Origin of the sequence: Nonomuraea sp. NPDC049419, assembly GCF_040676995.1 — a bacterium.
In the GTDB taxonomy this organism is placed as follows: domain Bacteria; phylum Actinomycetota; class Actinomycetes; order Streptosporangiales; family Streptosporangiaceae; genus Nonomuraea; species Nonomuraea salmonea.
In genome coordinates this window covers 265,954-291,029 of record NZ_JBFAQB010000006.1, presented here as the reverse complement: position 1 = coordinate 291,029, position 25,076 = coordinate 265,954, and the positions used below count along the sequence as shown (strand labels likewise).

Genomic DNA, 25,076 nt, shown 5'->3' with positions numbered 1-25,076 from the left:
TTTACGCGTGCGGTCGTTGCCATGCTGTCATGCTTTGTGATGCGGTCAGCCGTCGGTGAGGAGGTCGAGGCGAGCCCGGTCGGTCGTCTCGTCGAAGGTCGTGCGGCGGTGGGCCGCCGGCGACTCCAGGGCGGACACCTGAGCGAAGGTGTGATGCGCCGCCAGGCCGGCCAGAGCGGGGTCGAACCCGGCGAGGATCTCGCGGAACCGCTCCTCCGCCGGCTTGCCCAGGGAGTCGTAGATGTGCACGCACAGCCGCCTGGCCTCGTCGCGCGGCCAGCCCGCGGGCAGCAGTTCGGCGGGCAGGTCGGGGTCGAGCGCGGGGAACACCCGCCAGTCCGTCATGATCGCCGTACGCAGCCGCAGCGCCTCGGCGGGCGCCGGGCTCGAGCCGGCCAGCCGCTCGGCGACCGGCCGGTGGGCCTCGATGAAGCGCGCGTAGCGCTCGCGCAGCGCGCCCACGTCGAAGGCCCGCTCCAGCACCGGCTCGAGCTCGCCGCCGGCGACCTCACGGGCACGGAACACCGCGGCCCCGCGCACGCCCAGCCTGCCCAGCAGCGCGACGGCGTCCTCCGCCCGGTCGTGCGGCGACACCCACACCGCGTCGAACACCATGCCGAAGTGCAGCAGGCGCAGCCCGTCGCGCAGCAGACGGCGGACGTCGCGCTGGTCCTCGGGCACCGAGAACGTGACGACCGTCCACCGCCCGTCCCACAGCGGCGTGGCCGCGCCGAACGTCAGCAGCCGCCGCATGTGCGCCACGATCACGTCGTGCGCCCTGGGCGGCAGCCCGTACGCGGTCGTGCGGCCGTTGCGGGAGCTGGTCAGCAGCCCGCGCGAGGTGACCCGCCGCAGGGCGGCGCGGGCGCCCGCCGGAGTGATGCCGAACTCCTCCAGCAGCCGCACCAGCGCCGCCGACGGGATGTGCTCCTGCCGCCAGAACCAGTAGTCGCCGAGCAGCGTGGTCAGCAGGCGCTGGGGCTCGGCGCCCTGGCGGGCTCTGGGCAGGGATCCGGGCAGGGATCCGGGCTCCGGCGACGCGGCCACCAGGTGTCCCCCCATCGTCAGACTCCTCGGCCGGGACGGCCGTCCCGGCCACGGGAGGGCTCGCCGGGCCCGGCTTGCGTGAATCCTACGTCCTCACCGATGACGCGCACCCCCTTCACCGCGGCACGTGCGGGCGCAGGAAACGCCCCGGATGATGGGCGGTGAACTCCGCCGTGCCCAGGTCCGGGTAGGCGGCGGCCAGCCGGTTGAGCCGGTGCGCGCCGGTGTCCGCCCACCGCCCGGTGGCCACCCGGTCGCGCAACGTCAGGACGGCGGCGACGAACTCGGCCCCGGTGTAGCGGCAGTGGCCGGGCCGGTCCACGAACGCCTGCCGCAGCAGCGGGTTCTTCCCGGCGTGCCGGACCACGTCGGCGTACGCGCGGGCCTGGGTGACGGTGGGGTAGTTGTCGCCGCGCTCGTGCATCGTCAGGACGGGGACGCCGAGCCGGCCGCGCGGGGTGAAGTAGTCCTCCATGTACGCGACGGCGGCCGGGTCGGCGGCCACGCGGGGCGCCTTGGCCAGGGCCGCGAGGTCGGCGTCCAGGCTCAGGCCCGCGCGGTCGTAGAGGGCGCGCACCTGCTGCAGGCGCCCCGACTCGCGCAGCTGCCTGCGGTAGTCCACGCCGGTGTTCCAGGAGAAGTTCCCGCCCGCCCGCTGCTCCAGCGGATGTCGGGGGGAGAAGACGGTCGGCATGAACGCCGCGTACTCCTGGGCCTGCTGAGCCTCCCAGTCGCGGGGCGCGGGCTCATCGGTGCCGGGCGCCGACCAGGTCGAGACCTGGGCGAAGGACGCCGCCAGCGCGATGCGGGCCCGGCCGGCCGCGCTCTGCTGGGCGGCGTCCAGGATGGTGCGGGCGGCCGTGGTGCTGCGCGCCTCCTCCTCCGCCGAGGCCAGGCGGACGAGCTTGATCGCGTCCTCGCCCGGCGCGAGCAGGGTCTTGAACGCGAATGCCGCGTCCAGCGACTGGTTGAGCATCGCCACAGGGCCGGCGACCGAGGCGCAGTACGGCAGCGCGCCGTCGATCAGGTCGGGCCGGAGCTCGGCCAGTCCGGCCGCGATGGCGCCGCCCATCGAGGCGCCCCATGCCAGGGTGATGGCCGGGTCGCCGGCCTTCTCGGCGAACGTCGCCAAGGTGTCGGCCGAGGCTTTGAGCGTCTCCTCGACGGCCCAGCCGTCCCCGTAGGGCCGGGAGCCGGCGAGCGCGTAGCCGTGGGCCAGCAGCCACGCGCGCGAGGCGGCGTCGCCGCCGAGGCCGGCCGGCAGGTGGTCCGGGCCGGCGCCCTGACCGTAGCCGGGGGTGAACGTCAGCACGGTGCCGTTCCAGCCGCGCGGGACCTCGATGGCGTACGTGGCGCCGCTCGGGTGCACGCCGGAGAGGCTGAGCGCACCCGTCTCGGCCGACGCCGGTGGCGTGAGGGCGAGCGCGGTTGCCGCGACCGAGGCCACGGCCATGGCGCGAGATGCCCGTTTGATCACTGTACGGGGATTGATGTCCGCCTCCAAGGGTGGGAAGCTGCCAACGCAAGAAAGACAACACATCGCTGGACGCTCGTCCGAAATGAGCCGCCGATGTTATTAGACACAAATCCTACGGTCGTCATATAAGTGTTGACAATGGTGCCGGTGCTGCTTACTTTGGCCCGACCACCTGCATGTGAGGAGCCTCGATGTTCCGCAAGTCAGCTCTGGGCGCCGTCGCGGCATGTGCCGCGATCGCACTCCTGCCCGCCTGCGGCGCCGGCCCCGGAAGCACCCGCAGCGCGTCCGGCGACGGCGGCCGGCCCACCGAGCTGGTCTTCGCCGCCATCCCGTCGGAGCAGAGCGACAACCTGGAGGCGTCGTTCGCCCCGATCATCTCCGCGCTCGGCAAGGAGCTCGGCATCCCGGTGCGCTTCCAGGCCGTCACCAGCAACGCGGCCGTCGTCGAGGCGCAGGTCGCCAAGCGGGTGGACGTCGCCGTCTACGGCGCCTTCAGCTACTACCTGGCCCGCACCCGCGCCGACGTCGAGCCCGTCGCCGTCCCGATCGCCGCACCCGACGGCGAGCCCGGCGCCTACGCCTACGGCGTCACCCGCGGCGACGAGAGCGGCATCGCCTCGCTCAAGGACGTCGCCGGCAAGGACGTCTGCTTCACCGACCCCGGCTCCACCACCGGATACCTGCAGCCCCTCGCCTCGCTGCGCGAAGCCGGCGTGGACGTGGACAAGGACGTCAAGACCGTGTTCACCCACGGTCACGACACCGCCGTCGCCTCGCTGCTGGCGGGCGACTGCGACATCGCCTTCGTCGGCGACGTCTTCATCGACCAGCTGCTGCCCGCCCGCGGCCAGCTCAAGCCCGGCCAGGTGACCAAGGTGTGGACCTCGCCCCTCATCCCCGGCCCGCCGATCGTCGCCGGCACCTGGCTGCCGCAGGACATGCGCGACAAGATCGCCGCCGCTGTCACCGGCCTCACCGCCACCGGCGCCGCCTCGGCCGGGCTGTGCAAGGGCAGCGAGATCAAGGGCCCGAAGACCTGGGGACAGCACGCCGGCGCCTCCGCCTGCACTCTCGGCACCTCCACCGCGTGGACGTTCGTCAAGGCCACGGACGCGACGTACGAGCCGATCACCCGCATCTGCGAGATCACCAAGGCCGAGGTGTGCACGTCCGGTGGCTGAGCGAATCTCTGTGAACAGCCCTGAGACCGGCTCGGCGAGCAGCCCTGGTGGCGGCCTGGTGGAGGGCGAGCCCGTCCTGCGGCTGTCGGGCGTCGGGAAGAGCTTCAACGGCGTCACCGTCCTCGACGGCGTCTCCCTTGAGGTGCCGCGCGGCCGCTTCGTCGCGCTGACCGGCCCCTCGGGAGCCGGAAAGTCCACCCTGCTGCGGCTGGCCAACGGCATGCACCTGCCGGACCGCGGCACCGTCAGCACACTGGGGGAGAACCCGGCCGCCTGCTCCCGCAGCCGCCTGCGCGCCCTGCGAGCCAGGGTCGGGTTCGTCTTCCAGCAGTTCGGCCTCGTCGGACGCCTGTCCGCCATGGAGAACGTCCTGATGGGCGCTCTCGCCACGCTGCGCCTGCCCCGCTACGGGGTGATGAGCTACCCGCGTGCCCTGCGCGTCCGCGCCGTCGAGCAACTCGACCGCGTCGGCCTGGCCGACCAGCGCTTCCAGCGCTGCGACACGCTCTCCGGCGGCCAGCAGCAGCGCGTCGCGGTGGCCCGCACCCTGCTGCAGAGCCCCGAACTGATCCTCGCCGACGAACCGGTCGCCTCCCTCGACCCGGCCGCCAGCGTCCTCGTCCTCGACACCCTCAAGCGCATCAGCACCGAGGACGGCATCTCGGTGCTGTGCAGCCTGCACCAGGTAGAACTCGCCCTCACCACCGCCGACCAGATCGTGGCCCTCCGGAACGGCCACCTGATCCTGAACGAACCCGCCACCACCCTCACCCCAGCCCGCCTCCACGAGATCTACACCCCGGCAGGTGAGCACGATGCCTGACGTATCGGCGCCGTCCGGGCAGGTGAGCGCGAAGGCCGGCGCCGCCTCCGCCCCACCTTCTCTCACCCCCAAGGATCCCGGCCCCCTCCGGCCGCCCGTGAGTGTCCGGGGGCTCGTGGCGGGTGGGTTGCTCGCGTCGGCGGTGGCCGTCGCCTGGGTGGCGTTCTGGTGGATCGGGTTGTCGCCGGTCACGCTCGCCGCCGGGCTTGATGACACCGCGCGACTGCTGGGGCGCATGTGGCCGCCCAGTCTGCCCGCCGCCGCGGACGTCGCCGCGATGATCGTCGAGACGTTGCTCATCGCGGTGGCCGGGACCGGGCTCGCCACGTTGGCGTCGGTGCCGTTGGCGTTCATCGCCGCACGTACCCACCGGGGAACCCCGTGGCTGCGGCCGGTCGCTCAGGCGGTGATCGTGCTGAGCAGGGCCGTGCCGACGCTGGCGTTCGCGATCCTGTTCGTGCGGATCTTCGGCCTCGGCCCGCTGGCGGGCGCGCTGGCCGTCGCCGTGCACTCCGTCGGCATGATCGCGAAACTGCTCGCCGACGCCATCGAGGAGGCCGACCCCGCACCCGCCGAGGCGGCCCGCGCGTGCGGCGCCCGCGAGGCGCAGGTGGCCGCCGCCACCGTGCTGCCCCGCGTGTTCCCTGCGCTGGTCGCCATCGTGCTGTACCGGCTCGACATCAACATCAGGGCCTCCGCCGTGCTCGGCATCGTCGGCGCGGGCGGCATCGGCGTGGCGCTGCAGACCGCGCTCGGCAGCCTCAACTACCACCGCGCGGCCGGCATCATCTGCGTGATCGTCGCCCTCGTCCTGATGCTCGAACTGCTGTCGGTGGCCCTGCGCGGCCGAACCAGCGGGAAGGCGGAGGGCACGGCGCTGCCCGCCGGCCGGACCCCGTACGACGTCGGCTGGGACCGCGCCCGCGTGCTGCGGGTGGCCGGCGCGACCAGCACCGGCGTGATCTTCCTGGCGTCGCTGTGGTCCCTCAGCCCCGACCCCGGGCGGCTGTCCAGCGCCTGGCCCAACCTGCAGAGCGTCCTCACCGGGATGTGGCCGCCCGCCTTCTCCGCCGACCTGCTCATGGCGGTCCTGGAGAGCCTGCTCATGGCGCTCGGCGCGGCAGCGGCCGGCACCGCGTGCGGCCTGGTGGCGGCCCTGCTCACCGCCACCGGCACCGCCCCCTGGCGCCCGCTGGCCGCCGCACTCAGGGTGCTGCTCGTGGTGGTCAGAGGCATCCCCGACCTCGTGTACGCGCTGCTCTTCGTGGCCGCGCTGGGCCTGGGACCGTTCGCCGGCTTCCTGGCCCTGTGGATCTCCTCCACGGCACTGGCAGCCAAGTTCTTCACCGACTCCCTGGAACAGCTCGACCCCCTGCCACGCGAGGCGCTGACCTCGGTCGGGGCCGGCCGGTGGCAGGCGTTCACCGCCGGGACGTGGCCGCAGTTCGTGCCCGCCTTCACCGGCAACGGCCTGTTCGTCGCCGACCTGGCGCTGCGCGAGTCCGTCGTGCTCGGCATCGTGGGCGCGGGCGGCATCGGCTACCTCATGCAGGAGTCGATCGCCACCCTCCGCTACGACACCACCGCCGCGATCATCATCGCGATCGCCGTCGTCGTGTACGCCATCGAGACCCTCGCCCGCACCGCCCGCCGCCACCTGCTGTGACCGCCCCCGGACGAGCCCATGACGAAGGGACCTCACCATGACCACCCCCGCGGGCCCCGAACGCGCCTCGACCGCGGGTCCTGCGCCCGCCTCCGACCGGCACCGCGCAGCGGCCCCCGAGCACGCCTCGACCGCGGGTCCTCAGCGCGCCCCGGACTGGGACCCCACCGCGCCCGAGACCTTCGACAGCTCCCACGGCGTCTACGCCGACCTGCGGCGACGCTGCCCCGTGCCGTGGAGCGACGCCTTCGGCGGCTTCTGGGCGGCCACCCGCTACGCGGACGTCGTGCGCGTTGCCCGCGACAGCGCGACGTTCAGCACCGCCACGCAGAACGTCGTCCCGCACGTGCCGCGCACCCAGCGCCGGCCGCCGCTGCACTACGACCCGCCCGAGCACGGGATCTACCGCGCCCCCATGGACCGGGTGCTGCGCCGCGCCGTGCTCAGGCGCCTTGAACCGGCCTTCGCCCAGGCGGCCCGCGAACTGCTGGAACCGCTGCTGGCGCGCGGCGGCGGCGACTACGCCAAGGAGTTCGCGCTGCCGTACGCGGCGCAGTGCTTCGCGATCTTCCTCGGCCTGCCGGTCGAGCAGGTGCTGGAGATCCGCCGGATCGGCGTCGCGTACAGCTTCGCCATCCAGGAGATGGACCGGGCCCGGATCATGACGGCCAGCGAGGAGCTGTACGCCATCGCCCGCACCATCGTCGCGGACCGCCGCGCCGACCCCAAGGACCCGGACGAGGACCTGGTGTCCAGCCTGCTGGAGGCGTCCGGTGACCCCGAGCGGCCGATCCCGCCCGACCTGGTCGTGGCCACCGTACGGCAGACCGTCGTGGCCGGCATCGGCGCGCCGCACGCCGTGCTCGGCAGCGCCGCCGTCCACCTGTCCCGCGACCCCGGGCTCCAGGACCGGCTGCGCGCCGACCCCACCCTGCTGCCGGCGGCCATGGAGGAGCTCTTGCGGCTGTACGCCCCGTACCGCGTGTTCGCCCGCACCGCACTCCGCGACGTCGAGCTGGGCGGACGGACGGTACGCGCAGGAGAGCCGATCGCGATGATCTTCCCCTCGGCCAACAGGGACGAGACGGTCTTCGACGACGCCGACCGGCTCGACCTCGACCGGCGGCCCAACCGCCACCTCGCCTTCGGCCGCGGCGCGCACCGCTGCCCGGGCGCGGCGATGGCCCGCATGGAGCTGGCCGCCGCGCTCGGAGAGCTGCTCGCGGGCACTGATCGGGTCGAACCGGATGGCGAGGTGGAGATGTTCAACTGGCTCGAGTTCGGCCCCAAGTCCGCTCCGCTCCGCCTCGTCCCCCGCACCTGACCCCGGCGGCCCGCGGTCGTCCGCCACGCCCTTCGTCCCACCCCCCGTTCCGGCACCCTCTTGCCGGCTTCGCCCATCGATTGTGGAGGCAACCACCCATGTCGGCCCCCTTCAAGACCGCCCGGATCCTGCTGGCGGCGACCCTGGGAGCGGTCGTCCTGGCCGGCTCCGGCACCGCGACGGCCTCGTCCCCCGAGAACCCGCCACCGCCCGAACCACCGGCGGCCCCGGCTCCGGCCATCCTGCCCACCGTCCGGGAGGCCGCCGACGGCCTCCCGGGCCACACCGTCTACCGTCCCGCCGACCTGAAGAAGCTGCGCAAGAACAGCCTCCCCGTGATCGTCTACGGCAACGGCGCCTGCGCGGCGAGCAACCTCGAAGGCATCACCTTCCTCACCGGCCTGGCTTCGCAGGGATACATCGTGGTGGCCAACGGCGGCGTGGCCGACTTCCCCGTCCCGAGCACCCCTGAGCAGACCACCGCGCACCCGGAGGCGCTGCTCGCCGCCGCCCACTGGGCCACCGAGTCGAAGCAGGCCCGCAAGCAGTTCGACGGACGCGCCGACACGACCCGCGTCGGCGTGCTCGGGCACAGCTGCGGCGGCGTCGAGGCCCTCGCCGCCGGAACCGACCCGATGATCGACGCGGTCGCCGGCTTCAACACCGGGTACCTCCCCGACCCCTTCTTCGGCGGCTTCGGGCGCGACCGCCTCGCCGGCCTGCACACCCCGACGCTCCTGGTGAACGGCGGCCCGGACGACGTGGCGTACCAGAACAGCATCGACAACTACGCCCTCCTCGACGTCCCCGCCGTGCTGGCCTCCGACGCGACGGCCGGGCACGTGGGCCTCATCGCGGGCCTCCAGGCGACGACGGGCTGGCAGGTGGCCGCGGACTGGTTCGACTACGTCCTGCGCGGTGACCGCACCGCCGGGGCGCGCTTCATCGGCCCAGACTGCGGGCTGTGCACCGAGGACGGCTGGACCGTCGAGTCGAAGGGACTGTCACTGTGATCCGCCGCGCCGCCATCGTCTCCCTGGCCATCGCGGTGACGACCACCGTAGGCGGCCTTCCCGCCGTCGCCGAGAGGGGCGCCACCCCGGCCGTCGCCCCCGGTGGCACGCCCTGCCTGCCGGACTCGCCGTCCCGTCCCACCTGCATCAGCGGCACCCTCGACGACGGCACCCCCTACGAGTTCGTCGTCCCCGCCCGCTGGAACGGCACCGTGGTCGTCGCCCTCGACTTCGCCGGCCCCGGCCGCACCGAGCAGCTGACCGCGCGCCTGCTGGCCGACGGCGTGGCCCGGGGCGGCACGAGCCGGACGGTCACCGGCTGGAACATCCGCGCCGCCATCGACAACCAGGCCGAAGCCCTGGCCCGGTTCGAGCAGGCGTACGGCGAGGCTCGCAGAGCCATCGCCTCCGGGACGTCGATGGGCGGCTTCGTCTCCGCCGGTGCCGCCCAGGTCCACCCTGGGAAGTTCGACGCGGCCGTGCCCATGTGCGGCGGCCTGAGCGGCTCGGTCGCCCAGTGGAACCAGAAGCTCGACACGATCTTCGTCCTGGAGCGCCTGGTCGCGCCGGGCCTCCCGGTCATCGACATCCCGGAGGACGTCGAGTCGGCCCGCCAGGCGTGGATCGACGCCCTCGCCGCCGCCCAGCGCACCCCCGAGGGGCGGGCCCGGATAGCGCTGGCCGCCGCGATCGGCCAGCTCCCCGCCTGGGGCAGGAACCCCGACGGCACCACCCCGCCGCCTCCCGCCCCCGGCGACGCCGCCGGCCTGGAGCAGGGCGCCTACCTCGCGCTGGCCGGCGGCCCCCTGCCGTACGTCGGGCAGGCCATGAGCAGCCGCCGCCAGATCATGCAGGTGGTGGGCGGCAACCCGTCCTGGAACACCGGCGTGGACTACGCCAAGCAGCTTCGCGAGGCCGGCCCCGCCCTGCGGCGCGCCGTCGGCAAGCTGTACGAGCAGGCGGGCCTGAAGCTGACGGACGACCTGAAGACCCTGGCCAAGGCGCCTCGCATCGCCGCCGACCCAGACGCCGTGGACCGATTCGCCCGCGGCATCGTCCTGGACGGCAAGCTGCGCATCCCCGTCCTCACCCTGTCGAACATCGGCGACCAGATCTCGACCGTCGCCCAGCAGCAGTCGTACGAGGAGAAGGCACGCCAGGCGGGATCGGCGTCCTTGCTGCGCCAGACGTACACGCGCAGCGCCGGCCACTGCGACTTCTCCCCGGCGGAGCAGCACGCCGCGCTGACCACCATGTTCGACCGCCTGCGTACGGGAAGGTGGCCGGCGACGTCCGCGCCCGCGATGAACGCCCGCACCGCGGACCCGGCCGCCCGCTACATCCCCTTCACCCCACCTCGCTTCAACCGTCCGTAACCAGTTGCTTACGGGTTCTTGCTCTTGCCTCTACCCCTCTCCGGGCAGGTGCCGTACGAACCGAGCAAGGACCCATGCCCATGCAAGCGATCATTCAGGACACCTTCGGCGGCCCGGAGGTGCTGCGCCTGGCCGAGGTGCCGCGACCGGCGCCGCTGCCCACCGAGATCCTGGTACGGGTGCACGCCGCCGGCGTCAACCCCGTCGACTGGAAGACCCGCCAGGGATCCGGCATGGCGGAGGTGCTCGGCGACCCGCCGTTCGTGCTGGGCTGGGACGTCTCCGGCGTGGTCGAGGAGACCGGTTTCGGGGTGACCCTCTTCCAGCCGGGCGACGAGGTGTTCGGCATGCCGTGGTTCCCGCGCCAGGCGGGCGCGTACGCCGAGTACGTCACCGCCCCCTCCCGCCACTTCGCCCGCAAACCCCGCTCGACCAGCCACGAGGCCACCGCCGCCACCCCACTGGCCGCCTTGACCGCCTCGCAGGCCCTGATCGACACCGCCCACATCGGCGCCGGCCACCGCGTGCTCATCCACGCGGCGGCCGGCGGCGTCGGCCACCTGGCGGTGCAGCTCGCCAGGCACGCGGGCGCGCACGTCATCGGCACCGCCCGCTCGGAGAAACACGACTGGCTCCGGGACCTGGGCGCCGACGAACTGATCGACTACACCACCACAAACTTCGAGACCGCCGTACGCGACGTGGACGTGGTCCTGGACCTGCTGGGCGACGCCGTAGACCGGACCAGCACCCGCTCCCTGCAAACCCTCCGCCCAGGCGGCCTGCTGGTGGCGGTCCCCTCAGGCGTCGCCCCCGAACTGATCGCCCGCGCCCGCGAGGAGGGCATCCGAGCCACCGGCATCCTGGTAGAGCCCGACGGCGCCGCCCTCACCCAGCTCGCCACCCTGATCGACGAGGGCAACCTGCACGTCGAGGTGGAACGCACGTACCCACTCGCGGAGGCCGCCGAAGCCCACCTCCACGGCGAACAGGGCCGCACCCGCGGCAAACTCGTCCTCACCGTCCCCTGACCGGATCGTCGGATGGGTCCGGCGGGATGGCTGGCATGGTTTCCTACCAGCCCGCTATCTCAGGGGCTTTCTGTCCGGACGGCTACCCCATTCTGGTTGACCACGAGTACCGCATCGAAACGTACCAGGGCGCTCAGCGGTAGCCCGTGACGTCGGCCGGTTTGCCCGCGTCCTGGACCTCCACCAGGTAGCGCCAGCAGTCCGGGCGGGAGCCGTCCACGTCGGTGAAGCCGTACTCCAGGGCCAGTTGCCCGCTCGACAGCGACCGCCCGCTCCACCGCATCACGTCCGGGTCGGCGGCCAGCGCGGCGACCGCGCGGCCGACGTAGCGGGGTGATTCCGAGATGGCGAAGTGCGGCTCGCGGGCCGTGGCGTCGCGCCAGTTCTCCTCCGTCACCCCGAAGTGCTCCAGCATCATCTCCGACCTGAGCCAGCCGGGGGTCAGCGCCACGGCCGCGCAGCCGTACGGGCGCAGCTCGTGCGCCTGCGCGTACCCGAGCCGGATGACGGCGCTCTTGGCCTGGTCGTAGAAGAACGAGACGCGGTAGTTGTGGTCGTTGTACTCCTTCGTCCCGTCGGTCATCTCCACCACCAGGCCGCCCGGCCGCTTGATCAGCAGGGGCAGCATGAAGTGGCTGGTGATGACGTGGGTGTCGAGGGCGAGCCGGAGCAGGCGCAGGCCGGCGTCCAGATCGTGCTCCCACAGCGGGGTGTCCCACTGGGCGAGGAGCTCGCCGCCCCAGATGTCGTTGACGAGGACGTCGAGGTGGCCGTGGTCGCGGCCGATGCGCTCGGCGAGCGACCTGACCTGGTCGCGGTCGAGATGGTCGGCCGGTACGGCGATGCCGTGGCCGCCGGCCGCGCTGACCCGCTCGGCGGTCTCCTCGATGGTCTCCGCGCGGTCGTACTCGGATCTCTTGTGCCGGGTGGTGCGGCCGGTCACGTAGACGGTGGCGCCGGCCGCGCCCAGCTCGACGGCGACGCCCCGGCCGGCGCCCCGCGTCGCGCCCGCGACCAGGCAGATCTTGCCCTTCAAGTTGCTCATACGGCTGAACGTAACGAGGAAACCCGACAGGGCGTGTCATGTTTTCAGCGGGTCGTGAAGGCGCCGCCGTTCACGTGGATGGTCTGGCCGGTGATGTGCCGGGCGCCGGGCGAGGCGAGGAAGAAGACGGTCTCCGCGATGTCCCCGGGGGTGCCGGCCCGCTTCAGCAGCGTCTCCGCCACCAGCGCCTGATGGCGTTCCTCGGTCATGCCGCCGCCGAAGAAGCCGGTGCCGGTCACGTAACCGGACGAGATGACGTTGCAGGTCACGTCGCGGGCGCCCAGCTCGGCGGCCAGCGAGACGTTCCAGGCGGCGAGCGCGGCCTTGGCGGCGCCGTACGAGCCGCCGCGCCGTTCCGCGCCGATCGAGCCGATGCTGACCACCGTGCCGCCGGGCGCCAGCCGGTCGCTCACGGCGGCCGTGGTGAGGGCGGCGCCGACCACGTTCAGCGACAGGCTCGACTCCCACTGCAGGGCGAGCGCCTCCAGCGGCGGCGTGCCCTCAGGGGCGGTGGCGGGCAGGCCGCCCGCGGCGTTCACGAGCACGCCGAGCGGGCCGCTCAGCTCGGCCGCAAGCGCGGCGACCTCGTCGGGACGGGTGGCGTCGCAGGCCAGTCCGCGCACGCCCAGCTCCTTGGCGGCGGGCTCGACGGTGGCGGCCCGGCGGCCGGTGATGACGACGTCGGCGCCGTCGGCGGCGAAACGGGCGGCGACGGCCCGGCCGATGCCGCTGGTTCCCCCGGTGACCAGTACGGTCCTGCCCATGTTTCCTCCTGGCGGCGGGTATGTTTAGCTCTAAATATAGCGAAGGGTCGTGACATGGCCGACATCCCCACCAGTCCCGCGGAGATCGCCGCCGCCTGGCAGCGCGAACGTCCCGGCACGCCGACCTCCTCCATCGAGATCGTCACGCCGATCTGGCGGCTGGCGAAGATGTTCGCCGACGACCGGGCCCGCGTGCTGCGCGCCGCCGGGATCGACGCCGCCACCCTCGACCTGCTGTCCGTCCTGCGCCGCTCCGGGCCGCCGTACCGGCTGAGCACCCGCGAGCTCGCCCGCCGCACGCTCGTGACGGCCGGCGCGATCTCGCAGCGGGTGGCCAGGGCCGAGCGGACGGGACTCATCCGCCGCACGCCCGGCGGCACCGCGCGCAAGAGCGTCCTCGTCACGCTGACCGACGAGGGCCACGCGCTCATCGAACGCTCCGTGGACTCGGTGCTCGGCCGCGAGGCGTCCCTGGTCGAGGGCCTGGCCCCGGAGGAGCGGGCCACGCTCGTCCACCTGCTGGACAAGCTGACCGCCGACGTCCGGCAGCGGCTCTGATCAGCGGCGCAGGGCCGCCGCCGTCGCGACCGAGGCCGCGCCCAGCAGCAACGCGGGGACGAGATACAGCAACGTTGAGGCGCTGACCAGGTCGAACGGCTCCAGCCCCAGCGCCGTACGGCCGAGCGCGACGGCGAACAGGCTCGCGTACCCCGCGATGGCCGCGCTGATCGCCAGCAGCCGCGCCCGGCCGGACCACCGGCCGAACCCCATCAGCCAGGCCAGCCCCGGCAGCACCTGGATCGCGTGCATCGGCACCGCGTGGGCGTACTTCATCGCGCCCGCCTGCCCGTACGTGGTCATCGAGTGCGTCAGCGGCGAGACCCCCGCCTCGAGCAGGCCGATCCCGTGCACGATCATCCACATCCCGACCACCTGCGCCGCCAGCAGCGCCAGCATGCCGCCGCGGATCGCCCACGCCGTCGCCGCGTCCGCGGTGCACGACGTGAACGCCGCGACCGTGATCAGGAGGAGCGCGGTGATGGTGACCGCGATCGTCACCCCGCCCCCGGTGAACAGCGCCTCATCCAGCGCCGTCATGTCGTTGAAGTGCGACGGTACGCCCCGCGCCCGCTGCACGCTCACCCACAGCACCTCCAGCGCGGTCGAGCCGCACAGCAGCACCGACACCAGCCACCCCGACCACGCCGGCGCCCGCAGGAGGCCGCCGATCCAGCCGAGCGTGAGCGTGGTCAGGCCGAACGAGACGCCGAACGTGACCGGCTTCCGCCACGACAGCGGGCCCTCCGCCGAGCCGCCGACCACCGCCCAGACCACGCCGTGCGCGAGGCCGGTGAGGATGAGAGCGGCGCCGACGACGTACGCCAGCCGCTGGTAGCCGCGCGCGTCGTCCCAGAACGTGCTGCGCAGCGACGCCCACATGGCGCGGGGGAGCGGCGGGTGAATCGTGGACATGGGGGACCTCCTGGTGACAGCGGATGAAGGACGGCGAACCGGTGTTCCAGCGGGATCCCTATGACTTCAGACGGTAGACGCCGGCCGCCCGCACCGGATCCCCCGCCACGACGAACCACGCGCTCACCCGCCCAGGGGAGCCTCCCTCCTCGGAGGGAGGTCAACGGCGGCGCCGGGCCCCATACTTGGGCGTATGCCGACGAAACGTGTGGCGGCCTGGGTCCGGGAGCATCCGGTGGCCGCTGACGGGGCGCTCGCCGTCCTCCTCGCGGTGATCTCCCTGATCGCGCTCTTCGTCCGCGCCCCCATCGAGCACATGCCGCCCCCGGGCCCGCTCGCCGTGCTCCTGGTCCTGCTCGTCACGCTGCCGCTGACGTGGCGGCGCCGCCACCCGCTCTGGATCAACCTCGGTGTGGGGGCGGTGTCGGCGGTGTACGGGGCCTCGCCCTACCCCGACCTGGTCACGCCGGTGGCGCTGGGCGGCGTCGTCGCCCTCTACACCATGGTGGCCTGGTGCGGCAGGACGGTCTCCGTCGTCGTCGGCGTGCTCACCGGGCTCAGCGTGGCGGTCGTCTCGCTGGTGCCCGCCACCGACGCCGACCTGCTGGACGTCGCCTTCACCGCGCTGCTGCTGGCCGGAGCCTGGGTGCTGGGGGACAGCGCGCGGATCCGGCGAGCGTACACGGCCGAGCTGGAGGCCAGGGCGGAGCTGCTGGCCCGCGAGCGCGACTTCGAGGCCCGCCGCGCGGTCGCCGCCGAACGCGCCCGCATCGCCCGCGAACTGCACGACGTGGTCACCCACCACGTCAGCATGATGGTCGTGCAGGCCGAGGCGGGACCGGTGCTCGCCGAACGGGACGGGGAGGCGGCCGAGCGGACGTTCGACACGATCGCCGGCATCGGACGGCAGGCCATGACCGAGATGCGCCGCCTCCTCGGCGTGCTCCGCGACGAGGACCAGCCGGGGGAGGAGCCTGCGAGGGAGGGCGCGTTCGCTCCCCAGCCCGGGCTGGCGCAGGTGCCCGACCTGATCGACCAGGCACGCCGCGCCGGGGTGCGGGCCGAGCTGCAGATGGACGGCCGCTCAGGGCCGCTGCCCGCCGGGGTGGACCTTTCGGCGTACCGGATCGTGCAGGAGGCGCTGACGAACGTGGTGAAGCACGCGGCGGGGGCGCGGGTACGCGTACGGGTCCGGCACACCGACCGCGACCTGCACATCGAAGTCCACGACGAAGGCAGCCCGAGCGAGCACGACGGACGCGTCATGAACGGCGAGGACCGGGATGGATCAGGCGGACAGGGTTTGATCGGCATGCGAGAACGCGCCCACCTCTTCGGCGGCGAGCTGACCGCCGGAGCCCGCCCTGGCGGCGGCTTCGCCGTGATCGCCCGGCTTCCGATCGGCGGCCCGCGATGACGATCAGGATCGTCGTGGCCGACGACCAGGAGCTGGTACGCGCCGGCTTCCACGCGATCCTCGACGCCCAGCCCGACATGAAGGTGGTGGCCGAGGCCACGGACGGGGCGCAGGCCGTCGAGGCGGCCCGCCGGCTGCGGCCCGACGTCGTCCTGATGGACGTGCGCATGCCCCGCATGGACGGCCTCGAGGCCACCCGCCGCCTGGCCGGCCCCGGCACGACCGACCCGGTCAAGGTCCTCATGGTGACCACGTTCGACCTGGACGAGTACGTCTTCGAGGCCCTGCGCGCGGGCGCCAGCGGCTTCCTGCTCAAGGACGTCCGCCGCTCCCGCCTGGTGGACGCCGTACGGGTGGTGGCCGCCGGCGAGGCATTGCTGGCCCCGTCGATCACCCGGCGCCTGATCGGCGAGTTCGTCCGCACCCGCCCACCGGCTCGGACCTCCCACCCCACACCCCCCGAACTGGACACGCTCACCGCCAGAGAACGTGAGGTCCTGGAGCTGATCGCCCGCGGCCGATCGAACGCCGAGATCGCAACCGACCTCACGATCGGCGAGCAAACGGTCAAAACCCACGTCAGCAACGTCCTGAGCAAGCTCCTGCTCCGCGACCGCGTCCACGCGGTGATCCTCGCCTACGAAACCGGCCTCATCCGCCCCTCCCGCGAAGGTGCGGAGGCTGACCGCTGAGCCGGCAAGGGGGGTCTGACAAATCACCATGCGCGGGTTTGAATGGTGATCGTGGCCAGGCGCCGGCCACGCGGCGGGGTGATCCACCGTGGCCGATGACAGCCCCACCAGCCCCCCACGAGCACGAACGGAGTCGACGTGACGAGCGAACCGCGCTCCATGACCCGCGACGACCGCAAGGTCCTCGCCAGCACCCTGGCCGGCACCACCATCGAGTGGTACGACTTCTTCATCTACGCCCAAGCCGCCGGCCTGGTGTTCGGGCCGCTCTTCCTGGCCCCGGTCAACGAGCAGGCACCCGGCCTGGCCACCCTCATCTCGCTGGCCACGATCGGCATCAGCTTCCTGTTCCGCCCGCTCGGCGCGATCGTCGCCGGCCGCTACGGTGACCGGCTGGGACGCAAGCGCATGCTCGTCATGACCCTTCTGCTCATGGGCGGGGCCACCACGCTGATCGGCCTGCTGCCCACGTACGAGTCGATCGGGGTCGCGGCGCCCATCGCGCTCATCCTCCTGCGCATCGTGCAGGGCTTCTCGGCGGGCGGCGAGTGGGGCGGCGCGGCGCTGCTGGCGGTGGAGCACGCGCCGCGCGAGCGCCGCGGCTGGTGGGGCACGTTCCCGCAGATCGGCGTGCCGATCGGCCTCATCCTGGCGACCGGCGTCCTGTGGATCATGAGTACGGTCACCACCCCCGAGCAGTTCCAGGCGTGGGGCTGGCGGGTGCCGTTCCTGCTCTCCCTGACCCTGATCGTCATCGGCTACCTCGTGCGCCGAGCCGTCGAGGAGAGCCCCGTCTTCAAGGAGCTGCAGCAGCGCACCAAGACGTCCTCCGCGCCGCTGCGCGACCTGTTCCGCGGCCACAGCAAGAACGTGCTGCTCACCGCCCTGATCTTCGTCGCCAACAACGCCGCGGGCTACCTGCTCATCGCCTACTTCATCAGCTACGGCACCACCGCGCTCGGCCTGTCCCGCCCGTCCGTCCTGCTCGCCACCGTCGCCGGCTCGGCCACGTGGTTGATCTTCACCCTGTACGGCGGCGCGCTGTCCGACCGCATCGGCCGCGTCAGGACGTTCCAGATCGGGTACGCGCTGGTGTTCGTCTGGATGCTGCCGCTGTTCCTGCTGATGGAGACCCGCGACATCTGGCTGTTCGCCGCGGCCATCATCGTCCTGACCGTCGGCCTGGGCCTGTCTTATGGCCCGATGTCGGCGATGTACGCCGAGATGTTCCCCGCCTCGGTGCGCTATTCGGGAGCGGCGATCGGGTACGCCCTCGGCGCCATCCTCGGCGGCGCCTTCGCCCCCACGATCGCGCAGGCCCTGGTGCAGGGCACGGGGTCGGCGCTGTCCGTGGGCGCGTACATCATGGTGCTCTGCGTCGTCTCCCTGGCCGCCGTCACCGCCGTCAAGGAGCCGAAGGGCACCGACCTGGGCGTCAGCAGGGAGCCGATCTCCTGACGCGGTGATCACATTGTGATCTTCGGTGCCGCGGCTCGCGTCCGGGAACTCGGTCAACGTTCATGGACGGCCGCGCCGGCACCCCCAGACCGGGCGAAAGCGCACTATCGCGGCGCCGACGCGCTGACCGACTGGATCCTCGCCGACAGCTGGGTCACCGGCAACGTCGTGCGCGGCACCGGCACTGGGGCCGGCCTTTCCTGCCAGCGCGGCAGCAACCAGCTCACCGTCGCCTCCTCGGGCGACCTCGTCACCGACGTGACCACTCAACGTTCCGTCGGCACCGGCGTCACCCTGACGGCCGGCGTCTGACCTCCGATTCTCTGAAACCCGGTCGCCTGGCCGCTGATGGTCGAGGCCGCCTCGTCGCGGCCGGGCGCCGATCACCCGCGCTGTCACAACCCGGGGGTCCGTCCTGTCTCAAGAGGCAGAACGGACGTACCGGAAGTGACAGGAGACGGCATGAGGATCAGGGTTCGGATGCGGGGGCGTCCCATCGACGAGCCGCACCGTGTGGCCAGCCCGCTGGAGCTGCTGTTCGACCTCACCTTCGTGGTCGCGGTCGCGGCCGTCACCGCCCAGTTCGCGCACGCGATCGTCGAGGGGCACGCGGCCGGCGGGATCGCGCCGTTCCTGCAGGTGTTCTTCGCCATCTGGTGGGCGTGGATGAACTTCACCTGGTTCGCCTCGTCCTACGACACCGACGACGTCGGCTACCGGGTGCTGACCATGGTGCAGATGGCCGGCGTGCTGGTGCTGGCCGCCGGAGTGCCGGCCGCGGCCGAGCACGCCGACTACGGCTTCGTCACCCTCGGCTACGTCATCATGCGGATCGGCCTGGTCCTGCTGTGGTTGCGGGCCGCCTCGGAGGACCCGGCGCGGCGCCGCACCGCGCTGCGGTACGCCGCCGGCATCTCCGTCGTCACGGCGGGCTGGCTCTACCACTCGGTGCTCGCGCCCGTGAGCGCCGAGCTGCCGCTCTTCGTCGTCCTGGCGCTGCTGGAGCTGGCGGTGCCCCCGTGGGCGGAGCGGGAGCGGCCCACGACCTGGCATCCGCATCACATCGCCGAAAGGTACGGGCTGTTCACGATCATCCTGCTCGGTGAGAGCGTGCTCGCGGTGTCCCGAGGAGTGGCGGCGGCGATGGAGGCGGGCGAGGTCGGCGGCCGGTTCGTGGTGGTCGCGGTGTCGGGGCTCGTGGTGCTGTTCGCGTTGTGGTGGCTGTACTTCCTGGTGGAGGCCGGGGAAGGGCTCAGCGGGCGGCGCGATCGGTCCTATCTGTGGGGCTACGGGCATTACGGCATCTTCGCCGCCCTGGCCGCGCTGGGCGCCGGCCTGGAGGCGGCCACCGAGGAGGGCGGGCATGGTGTCGCCGGGCCGCTGACTTCGGGGTACGCCGTGGCGATCCCGGTGGGGGTGTTCCTGCTGCTGCTCGGGGTGGTGTACAGGCTGATCGCGGCGCGACCTGTGGTGCCTGCCCTGATGTTGTGGGCCTTCGCCGCCGTGGTCGCGGCGCTGCCGGTGGCCTCACCCTGGATCGGCGTGCACGGAGTGGTCGCGGCGATCGCGGCGAGCTGCGTGCTCCTGGTCACTGCCACGATCGTCATGACGGGCTCTGTCGCCGCGAGGGCTCGCGGCGACAGAGCGGATAGAGCGGTGACGTAGGGACGTCAGCCGTCGTCGCGGCTGAAGTGGAACGGGCAGTGGGTGCCGCCCGTGCCGATGGTGGTGCGGCGCTCGAAGCGGAAGCCGTGCCGGTCGGGATCGATGGCCTCGATCCAGTTGGCGTCGAACGCGCACATCGCCGGCGTCAGCTCCGGCGCCCCGTTGGCGACCAGGACGTCGTGGTAGAAGCACCGGCGTACGTCGAGGTGGTAGCGGGTGCCGTCATCGGCCGGCCGCTCGAAGACGAAGCCCTTCCCGAACGCGTACTCCTCGCGCGACCTGCTCAGCTCCACCATGGCGTGGAAGGCGTCCGGCGCGGTGTCGAGCATCGCCCGGGTGCCCTGCTTCATGGTGTCGCCGAGCGGTTCGATGAAGGCCGCGCGTACGGCGTCGATGGCCTGCTCCCGGCCCAGCCTGGGCAGGAGCACCTCGTAGGCGGCCACGAGGGCCAGGATCAGGCGCAGGTTGTGCCGGGCGGGTTCGTCGACGATCAGGTGCTCGTTGGCCGCTTCGAGCTCGTCCTGACGCGCCCGCATGGCGGCCGTGGGGTACTCGGAGAGCTGGTCGTAGAACGCGTCGAGCAGCAGCGTCGTGTCGCGATCAGGGTCGGGGACGTAGCCTCCGCCGGCGAGCCCGAACTGGTCGGTGGACATGGTGATCCTTTCGTGTACGGCTCGGCGCGTACACGACCGTGCCCCCCGCCTGGAGGCGTGACCGGCCGTGCCCGCGACCGAGCGAGCACGCCAGCGCACTCCACCGACCGACCAGGCGCTGACCAGCTTTTGCTGATATTTCCCGACTAGTCTGGCATGCCGTGAACGATCACGTCCAGAAGCGGGTGGTCTCCTCAACGGGAGCCCGGCCGGTCAGGACGGCGCTGCCCGGCACATCGGGGTCCTGATACCCGAAGGAGACCCCCAACAGCAGCTTGCGATCACGCACCCCGAGCTGCTCCCGCACGGTGTCGGCGTAGAAGCTCAGCAGCCCCTGGGGACAGCTCGCGATCCCGTGCGCAGAAAGGGCGAGCAGCAGAGTCTGGCCGTACATGCCCAGGCCGGCGGCCATCCGAGCCTCGCCGTTCGACGGGAGGAAGAGCAGCGGGACGTACTCCCCGGCGTCAAGCGCGGTGGGTCCGACCGGTGTGGAAGGGGCGGTCAAGGGATGGGTTCCGCTTATGTCCAGGTCAGCGGCGATTTAGATCATTTACTCACAAAGTTGATCTTGCCGTTGTAAGGTTCCTGCCGGAAACCGCATCGAGAATGAGGAACCAGCTCGTGATCCGACGCCCCAGGGCACTGTTAAGCGCAACTGCCGTCCTCCTCGCCACCACCACCCCGCTCGCCCAGCCGGCCGCGGCCGACGACGCGGGCGCCAAGCCGGCCGTCGTACGGCCGGTCTCGGGCGTCAGCCCGCTGCCCGCCGACTGCGGCGGCCCCCCGACGGACGGCTACGTCCTCAACCCCAACACCGAGGTCCTGCCGGCGCTCGCCGCGGACCCGAGGCGGCCCCAGCGCCTGGTCACGGTCTTCCAGCAGGACCGCTGGAACCGGTACGGCAGCAACGGCGCCCTCGCCGCCGTCTCCGACGACGCCGGCCGGACCTGGACGACCTCCAGCAATTTGCCCGCCTTCTCCCGCTGCAACGGCGGCACGGCGGCCAACGGCGGCGACTACGACGTCACCACCGACCACTGGGTCACCGTCACCCCGTCGGGGGCCGCGATCGCCGCGTCGCTGTCGATGTCCCGCGCCGGCGACGTGACCGCGATCCTGGTCTCCAGGTCCGGCGACGGCGGAAGGACCTGGGGCGCGCCGGTGACGCTGCAGCGCGACGACAATGTGCGCTTCTTCAACGACCGGCCCTCGGTGACCGCCGACCCCTACCGGCCAGGTGTGGTCTACGCGGTGTGGGACCGCATCGACGACCAGTCCACCGAGGCCGAGCCGAACTGGATCCAGCCCGTCTACCTGGCCAAGTCCACCGACGACGGGCGTACGTGGACGACCAGCAAGGTGTTCGACGTGCCGAAGAACAGCGGCGTCATCGGCACCCAGCTCGTCGCCCTCCCGGACGGCACGCTGCTGATCGGCATGCACCACGAGACCATCGACGAGGGCTTCACCCAGGTCATCCGCTCCACCGACGGCGGCAGGACCTGGTCGAAGACCCTGGACGTGCCCGCCCCCATGGCCGTCGGCCCCCGCATCCCCGACCCCGACGACTCGGGCGACCCCATCAGGAACGCCGCCCTGCCGTTGCTCGCCGCCCAGCCGGGCACCCAGGTCGTGCACGCGACCTGGCCCAGCCAGGACGCCGACGGCGCCTTCCACGTGGCCTACGCGCGCTCGGCCGACGGCGGGCGTACGTGGTCGAAGCCGGTGCGCATCGACAGGACGCCCACGGGTTCGGCCGCCGTTCCCGCGGTGGCGGTGTCGCGGACCGGCACCGTGGCGGTCACGTACTACGACTTCCGCAACAACACCTCCGGCCCCGACCTGCCCACCGACCTGTGGGCCGTGACCTGCGCCAGCGGCTGCACGCAGCCCGGCTCATGGCGCGAGCAGCACATCGAGGGCCCGTTCGACACCCGCGCCTTCCCGGCGACCAGCGTCGGACGCCTGCTCGGCGACTACACCGGCCTGGTCGCGACCGGCTCCTCCTTCGCCGCCGTGTACGGCGTGACGACCGGCGACGCCGCCAACCCGGTGGACCTGCACAGCGCCACCTTCTCCCGCTAAAACGCCCGAAGGCGTGGTTCCCGGTGAATGGCCGGGGCCACGCCGTCGCGTACCCCGATCAAGCTCCTCGCCAAATCGCCGGCCGCCGCGCTGTCGTCCATCAAGAAGCTCAAGTAGTGGGTGTTCGCCGGCATGGACAGCCTCACCGGCGTCAGCCTGCCGAACATCACCATCGAGGCCGACCCCAACGCCGGCTCCGCCGCGTACACGAGTCTCGTCTGCCTGCCGGACGCCTCGACCAGCCCGTCCGCGCCGTCGGCGCGCCGCCCCAACGTCTGGCAGCAGTACGACGCCTCCGCCGACGACGGCAAGTGGTGGGGCACCGGCAGCACCGGCGCAACCATCACCTGCACCCAGGCGTCCCCGTGCTCGTTCCGCCAGCTCAAGGACAAGCTGCCCCAGGCGGTGATCAGCCTCAGCCTCGGCATCTCCAAGGGCAGGGACAACGCGTTCGTCGGCGCCGTGGACGGCCTCCAGGTCAACCACACGGTCTACGACTTCGAGTTCAACGGCGTCCGCACGAGATCCGTGCGCTGAGGCGCGATGAGTTCCCCTGCTCCAGGGAGTCGTACTCCAGAAGCAACGGTGCCGAGGAGGAATGCTGATGCGCAACGTCACGTACTCGATGGGCGTCTCGCTCGACGGCTACATCGTCGGGCCCGACGGCGGCTTCGACTGGGCCGAGCCCGACCAGGAGATCTTCCGCCACCACATCGACGAGATCCGGCAGGTCGGCGTCCACCTGATGGGCCGGCGGCTGTACGAGACCATGCTCTTCTGGGAGACCGCCGACCAGGAGCCGTCCATCGACGACGACACCCGCGAATGGATCAGGCTCTGGAACCCGCTCCCCAAGGTCGTCTTCTCCGCCACGCTGGCGGAGGTGCGGGGCAATGCCCGCCTGGCGTCCGGCGGCCTCGCCGAGGAGATCGAGCGGCTGCGCGCCGAGCCGGGGGAGGGGGAGATCGCGATCGGCGGCGCCACCCTCGCCGCCGAGGCCGCCGCCGCTGATCTGATCGACGAATACCGGGCCGTGGTCTACCCGGTGCTGGTGGGCGGCGGCATCCCGTACTTCCCGCAGGGCAAGCGGCAGGTGGAGCTCGACCTCCTCGAAACCCGCACCTTCCCCTCGAAGGCCGTCGCCTACCGCTACCGCGTGCGGCGCGCGTGAGCGACCCGGCCGGCCGGCTCGACCCCAGGCGCACGCGATCGCGGAGACCAGCCAAGAGGCGCTGCCGGTCAGTGTCGTGGTGCTGTCCCGCGGCCGGCGACGGCCTGCTCGCCGGCTGCCCGCTTTGATCGCGCAGGCAGCCGGCTGAGGGAAGGCCGGCCATTCTCCCCGTACGCCCTCTTTACGGGCAGGTGGCAACCCTCCTATCGGCTCCCCAGCCAATAGCCTGACCTCCTGAAATACCCCGATATATCGGGAAATTACGATTTTCTCTTACTTCCAGTGCGCATGTCGGTCAAGGGGTTGTTTGCGGCAGAAGTCGAACACATAATCGTGGGCGCTGAAGCAGCCACGGGCGGGGGACTCGCCCAAGTACGCCCGCCCGTGGGTCACTTACCGCAAACAGGGAGTGTGTACCCAGATGCGCGCACGATCCATCCTGGCCGTCTTATCCTGCGCAGCCGCCCTGCTGAGTGTCGTCACCACCCCCGCCTCGGCCGCCGCGCCCCCGTCTCCGCAACTCGCCTCATCCACGCCCACTGAGGGCTCCGACCAGCCCGCCCGCAAGAAGGGCACGAAGGCCGTCCAGCACAAGGCACCGGCCTGCCCGACGCCCAAGGAAGGCGAAACGGCCGCCTGTCTCCAGGTCGTCACCCCGAAGGCCCCCTTCACCCAGCAGCGCCCCCACGCGCAGGTGCAGGACATCCTGCCGATTCCGGACTGGTGCATCGAGAACGCCTTCACCGGCGTGTGGGCCCTGCGCACCTCTGCGTGCGAGATCACCGGGCTGCTCTACACCACGTACCGCGTCGTCAACGGCGTGCGCACGGTGACCGGCGAGGCGTCGTTCAACGTCATCAATTACAGCTACAGCTCCACGGACCTGCCCGACTGGGCGCACCAGATCGAGCTGTCGGCCTATCAGGGCTGGGGTGACGCCCTGGCCGCCAGCCTGTCGGGCACGACCACCGCGAGCGGCTCCTGCACCACCGCCGGCGCCACCTTCCCGTCCCGCCCGATCTCCCCGCTGGGCACCTGGATCCAGGGCGAGTCGTACTTCAGCACCACCGCCACCGCCCCCGGCGCGATCGGCACCTGCACCACCACCTGGTCGCTCACGTTCACCAACGGCACCTACACCCCGGCCGGCATCGGCTTCGACATGAGCGAGATCCGCTGCGACAACGCGACGGCAGGCCGGGCGGCCATCGGCTGCGTCGTGCCGTGGTACGCCTCCGAGCTGGTCTACAGCCAGAGCCTCTACCCGTCGCTGGCCTCGCACGTCTCGCGCGCCCAGGCGTCCGGGCTTCCCGGAGCGACCTTCGACGCGCCGCTGACGCGGACCACCAATGAGACGATCATCAACACCAACCGCAGCCTCGCCTGCGGCGACGCCCCGTCGATCAGCGGGCTGAGCTGCGACGAGTACCCGATCGCCCGCTCGTACGAAGGGCTGAGCTCGGGCGGCACGCGGCGGACGTTCGACGGCTGCAACTTCAGCCTGCCCGGCCAGACCGGCCCGACCGGCGTGTCCGTGTGCATGATCACCGCCACCGAGAACAACGCGCAGGGCGGCCTGAACACCCAGTTCTTCCGCCGTGAGCGCGTCCTGGACGGCGATCCCTTCCGGGTCACCGTGGGTACATGACATCCTGCTGAAGCCTGTTGGGGCCCTGCCGTGCCCGGCGCGGCAGGGCCCGCTCGCGAAGGAG

24 protein-coding genes are annotated in these 25,076 nt (G+C 72.1%); 17 read left to right on the top strand and 7 right to left on the bottom strand.

Features of this window, described 5'->3' with window-relative positions; translation table 11 throughout:
- Positions 1-45: 45 nt before the first annotated feature.
- Complete coding sequence (locus AB0K12_RS21025; protein ID WP_364563460.1) at positions 46-1,062, bottom strand: PaaX family transcriptional regulator C-terminal domain-containing protein; 1,017 nt, start codon at positions 1,060-1,062, stop codon at positions 46-48.
- Between the two features lie 100 nt (positions 1,063-1,162).
- Positions 1,163-2,500 (bottom strand): alpha/beta hydrolase, encoded by a 1,338-nt coding sequence (locus tag AB0K12_RS21020; protein WP_364563457.1) that lies wholly within the window; start codon positions 2,498-2,500, stop codon positions 1,163-1,165.
- A gap of 215 nt (positions 2,501-2,715) precedes the next feature.
- On the opposite strand from AB0K12_RS21020, the gene AB0K12_RS21015 reads away from it, so the two are divergent.
- From AB0K12_RS21015 to AB0K12_RS20985, 7 genes are all read left to right on the top strand, one after another.
- Entirely contained in the window at positions 2,716-3,708 is a 993-nt protein-coding gene (locus AB0K12_RS21015; protein ID WP_364563455.1) for a phosphate/phosphite/phosphonate ABC transporter substrate-binding protein, read from the top strand.
- Positions 3,701-4,531 carry a phosphonate ABC transporter ATP-binding protein gene (locus tag AB0K12_RS21010; RefSeq protein WP_364563453.1) on the top strand — a complete coding sequence of 277 codons (831 nt, stop codon included), beginning with the start codon at positions 3,701-3,703 and terminating at the stop codon, positions 4,529-4,531. Before AB0K12_RS21015 ends, AB0K12_RS21010 begins: the two co-directional genes overlap by 8 nt.
- Complete coding sequence (gene phnE, locus AB0K12_RS21005) at positions 4,524-6,197, top strand: phosphonate ABC transporter, permease protein PhnE (RefSeq protein WP_364563451.1); 1,674 nt, start codon at positions 4,524-4,526, stop codon at positions 6,195-6,197. The genes AB0K12_RS21010 and phnE overlap by 8 nt, the downstream gene beginning before the upstream one ends.
- 37 nt (positions 6,198-6,234) lie before the next feature.
- Positions 6,235-7,521, top strand: coding sequence for a cytochrome P450 (locus AB0K12_RS21000; RefSeq protein WP_364563448.1), 1,287 nt, complete (start codon positions 6,235-6,237; stop codon positions 7,519-7,521).
- 98 nt (positions 7,522-7,619) lie between these two features.
- Entirely contained in the window at positions 7,620-8,534 is a 915-nt protein-coding gene (locus AB0K12_RS20995) for a hypothetical protein (protein ID WP_364563446.1), read from the top strand.
- Positions 8,531-9,910 carry an alpha/beta fold hydrolase gene (locus AB0K12_RS20990; protein WP_364563443.1) on the top strand — a complete coding sequence of 460 codons (1,380 nt, stop codon included), beginning with the start codon at positions 8,531-8,533 and terminating at the stop codon, positions 9,908-9,910. The genes AB0K12_RS20995 and AB0K12_RS20990 overlap by 4 nt, the downstream gene beginning before the upstream one ends.
- A gap of 80 nt (positions 9,911-9,990) precedes the next feature.
- Positions 9,991-10,941, top strand: coding sequence for an NADP-dependent oxidoreductase (locus AB0K12_RS20985; RefSeq protein ID WP_364563440.1), 951 nt, complete (start codon positions 9,991-9,993; stop codon positions 10,939-10,941).
- A 133-nt stretch (positions 10,942-11,074) separates the two neighbouring features.
- Here the strand turns inward: AB0K12_RS20985 and AB0K12_RS20980 are convergent, their stop codons facing one another.
- Together AB0K12_RS20980 and AB0K12_RS20975 are read right to left on the bottom strand one after the other, a co-directional pair.
- Positions 11,075-11,986 carry an SDR family oxidoreductase gene (locus tag AB0K12_RS20980; RefSeq protein WP_364563437.1) on the bottom strand — a complete coding sequence of 304 codons (912 nt, stop codon included), beginning with the start codon at positions 11,984-11,986 and terminating at the stop codon, positions 11,075-11,077.
- Between the two features lie 44 nt (positions 11,987-12,030).
- Positions 12,031-12,750, bottom strand: coding sequence for an SDR family oxidoreductase (locus tag AB0K12_RS20975; RefSeq protein WP_364563434.1), 720 nt, complete (start codon positions 12,748-12,750; stop codon positions 12,031-12,033).
- 54 nt (positions 12,751-12,804) lie between these two features.
- Between AB0K12_RS20975 and AB0K12_RS20970 the strand changes: the two genes are divergently transcribed.
- Entirely contained in the window at positions 12,805-13,308 is a 504-nt protein-coding gene (locus AB0K12_RS20970; protein ID WP_364563431.1) for a MarR family transcriptional regulator, read from the top strand.
- On the opposite strand, the gene AB0K12_RS20965 is transcribed toward AB0K12_RS20970, so the two are convergent.
- Complete coding sequence (locus tag AB0K12_RS20965) at positions 13,309-14,223, bottom strand: hypothetical protein (protein ID WP_364563428.1); 915 nt, start codon at positions 14,221-14,223, stop codon at positions 13,309-13,311.
- Positions 14,224-14,416: 193 nt separating this feature from the next.
- Here AB0K12_RS20965 and AB0K12_RS20960 point away from each other — a divergent pair, with 193 nt between their 5' ends.
- From AB0K12_RS20960 to AB0K12_RS20940, 5 genes are all read left to right on the top strand, one after another.
- Positions 14,417-15,640, top strand: a complete 1,224-nt coding sequence (locus AB0K12_RS20960) for a histidine kinase (RefSeq protein ID WP_364563425.1) — start codon at positions 14,417-14,419, stop codon at positions 15,638-15,640.
- Positions 15,637-16,332: a response regulator transcription factor gene (locus tag AB0K12_RS20955; RefSeq protein ID WP_364563422.1), complete on the top strand. Its 696-nt coding sequence runs from the start codon at positions 15,637-15,639 to the stop codon at positions 16,330-16,332. Before AB0K12_RS20960 ends, AB0K12_RS20955 begins: the two co-directional genes overlap by 4 nt.
- 159 nt (positions 16,333-16,491) lie before the next feature.
- Positions 16,492-17,790 (top strand): MFS transporter, encoded by a 1,299-nt coding sequence (locus tag AB0K12_RS20950; RefSeq protein ID WP_345409815.1) that lies wholly within the window; start codon positions 16,492-16,494, stop codon positions 17,788-17,790.
- Between the two features lie 15 nt (positions 17,791-17,805).
- Positions 17,806-18,102, top strand: coding sequence for a hypothetical protein (locus tag AB0K12_RS20945; protein WP_364563420.1), 297 nt, complete (start codon positions 17,806-17,808; stop codon positions 18,100-18,102).
- 150 nt (positions 18,103-18,252) lie between these two features.
- The gene (locus tag AB0K12_RS20940; RefSeq protein WP_364563417.1) at positions 18,253-19,455 is read left to right on the top strand and encodes a low temperature requirement protein A; all 1,203 of its coding nucleotides are present in this window, start codon (positions 18,253-18,255) and stop codon (positions 19,453-19,455) included.
- A 5-nt stretch (positions 19,456-19,460) separates the two neighbouring features.
- Here the strand turns inward: AB0K12_RS20940 and AB0K12_RS20935 are convergent, their stop codons facing one another.
- Both AB0K12_RS20935 and AB0K12_RS20930 read right to left on the bottom strand, forming a co-directional pair.
- Positions 19,461-20,108 (bottom strand): L-2-amino-thiazoline-4-carboxylic acid hydrolase, encoded by a 648-nt coding sequence (locus AB0K12_RS20935; RefSeq protein ID WP_364563414.1) that lies wholly within the window; start codon positions 20,106-20,108, stop codon positions 19,461-19,463.
- A 169-nt stretch (positions 20,109-20,277) separates the two neighbouring features.
- The gene (locus tag AB0K12_RS20930) at positions 20,278-20,613 is read right to left on the bottom strand and encodes a nitroreductase family protein (protein ID WP_364563411.1); all 336 of its coding nucleotides are present in this window, start codon (positions 20,611-20,613) and stop codon (positions 20,278-20,280) included.
- A gap of 116 nt (positions 20,614-20,729) precedes the next feature.
- Here AB0K12_RS20930 and AB0K12_RS20925 point away from each other — a divergent pair, with 116 nt between their 5' ends.
- The 4 genes from AB0K12_RS20925 (at position 20,730) to AB0K12_RS20910 (ending at position 25,012) form a co-directional block, all read left to right on the top strand.
- Positions 20,730-22,193: a sialidase family protein gene (locus AB0K12_RS20925; protein WP_364563408.1), complete on the top strand. Its 1,464-nt coding sequence runs from the start codon at positions 20,730-20,732 to the stop codon at positions 22,191-22,193.
- A gap of 132 nt (positions 22,194-22,325) precedes the next feature.
- On the top strand, positions 22,326-22,730 hold the full coding sequence (locus AB0K12_RS20920; RefSeq protein WP_364563405.1) for a hypothetical protein: 405 nt from the start codon (positions 22,326-22,328) through the stop codon (positions 22,728-22,730).
- Positions 22,731-22,797: 67 nt separating this feature from the next.
- Entirely contained in the window at positions 22,798-23,364 is a 567-nt protein-coding gene (locus tag AB0K12_RS20915; RefSeq protein ID WP_364563402.1) for a dihydrofolate reductase family protein, read from the top strand.
- A gap of 421 nt (positions 23,365-23,785) precedes the next feature.
- Positions 23,786-25,012, top strand: a complete 1,227-nt coding sequence (locus tag AB0K12_RS20910; protein ID WP_364563399.1) for a hypothetical protein — start codon at positions 23,786-23,788, stop codon at positions 25,010-25,012.
- Positions 25,013-25,076: the final 64 nt, after the last annotated feature.

Excerpts from the sequence above, each read along its gene's own strand:
- AB0K12_RS21025 (WP_364563460.1), bottom strand. The coding sequence starts at position 1,062 with ATGGGGGGACACCTGGTGGCCGCGTCGCCGGAGCCCGGATCCCTGCCC.
- AB0K12_RS21020 (WP_364563457.1), bottom strand. The coding sequence starts at position 2,500 with ATGGCCGTGGCCTCGGTCGCGGCAACCGCGCTCGCCCTCACGCCACCG.
- AB0K12_RS21015 (WP_364563455.1), top strand. The coding sequence starts at position 2,716 with ATGTTCCGCAAGTCAGCTCTGGGCGCCGTCGCGGCATGTGCCGCGATC.
- phnE (WP_364563451.1), top strand. The coding sequence starts at position 4,524 with ATGCCTGACGTATCGGCGCCGTCCGGGCAGGTGAGCGCGAAGGCCGGC.
- AB0K12_RS21000 (WP_364563448.1), top strand. The coding sequence starts at position 6,235 with ATGACCACCCCCGCGGGCCCCGAACGCGCCTCGACCGCGGGTCCTGCG.
- AB0K12_RS20995 (WP_364563446.1), top strand. The coding sequence starts at position 7,620 with ATGTCGGCCCCCTTCAAGACCGCCCGGATCCTGCTGGCGGCGACCCTG.
- AB0K12_RS20985 (WP_364563440.1), top strand. The coding sequence starts at position 9,991 with ATGCAAGCGATCATTCAGGACACCTTCGGCGGCCCGGAGGTGCTGCGC.
- AB0K12_RS20980 (WP_364563437.1), bottom strand. The coding sequence starts at position 11,986 with ATGAGCAACTTGAAGGGCAAGATCTGCCTGGTCGCGGGCGCGACGCGG.
- AB0K12_RS20975 (WP_364563434.1), bottom strand. The coding sequence starts at position 12,750 with ATGGGCAGGACCGTACTGGTCACCGGGGGAACCAGCGGCATCGGCCGG.
- AB0K12_RS20970 (WP_364563431.1), top strand. The coding sequence starts at position 12,805 with ATGGCCGACATCCCCACCAGTCCCGCGGAGATCGCCGCCGCCTGGCAG.
- AB0K12_RS20965 (WP_364563428.1), bottom strand. The coding sequence starts at position 14,223 with ATGTCCACGATTCACCCGCCGCTCCCCCGCGCCATGTGGGCGTCGCTG.
- AB0K12_RS20960 (WP_364563425.1), top strand. The coding sequence starts at position 14,417 with ATGCCGACGAAACGTGTGGCGGCCTGGGTCCGGGAGCATCCGGTGGCC.
- AB0K12_RS20955 (WP_364563422.1), top strand. The coding sequence starts at position 15,637 with ATGACGATCAGGATCGTCGTGGCCGACGACCAGGAGCTGGTACGCGCC.
- AB0K12_RS20950 (WP_345409815.1), top strand. The coding sequence starts at position 16,492 with ATGACCCGCGACGACCGCAAGGTCCTCGCCAGCACCCTGGCCGGCACC.
- AB0K12_RS20940 (WP_364563417.1), top strand. The coding sequence starts at position 18,253 with ATGAGGATCAGGGTTCGGATGCGGGGGCGTCCCATCGACGAGCCGCAC.
- AB0K12_RS20935 (WP_364563414.1), bottom strand. The coding sequence starts at position 20,108 with ATGTCCACCGACCAGTTCGGGCTCGCCGGCGGAGGCTACGTCCCCGAC.
- AB0K12_RS20920 (WP_364563405.1), top strand. The coding sequence starts at position 22,326 with ATGGACAGCCTCACCGGCGTCAGCCTGCCGAACATCACCATCGAGGCC.
- AB0K12_RS20915 (WP_364563402.1), top strand. The coding sequence starts at position 22,798 with ATGCGCAACGTCACGTACTCGATGGGCGTCTCGCTCGACGGCTACATC.
- AB0K12_RS20910 (WP_364563399.1), top strand. The coding sequence starts at position 23,786 with ATGCGCGCACGATCCATCCTGGCCGTCTTATCCTGCGCAGCCGCCCTG.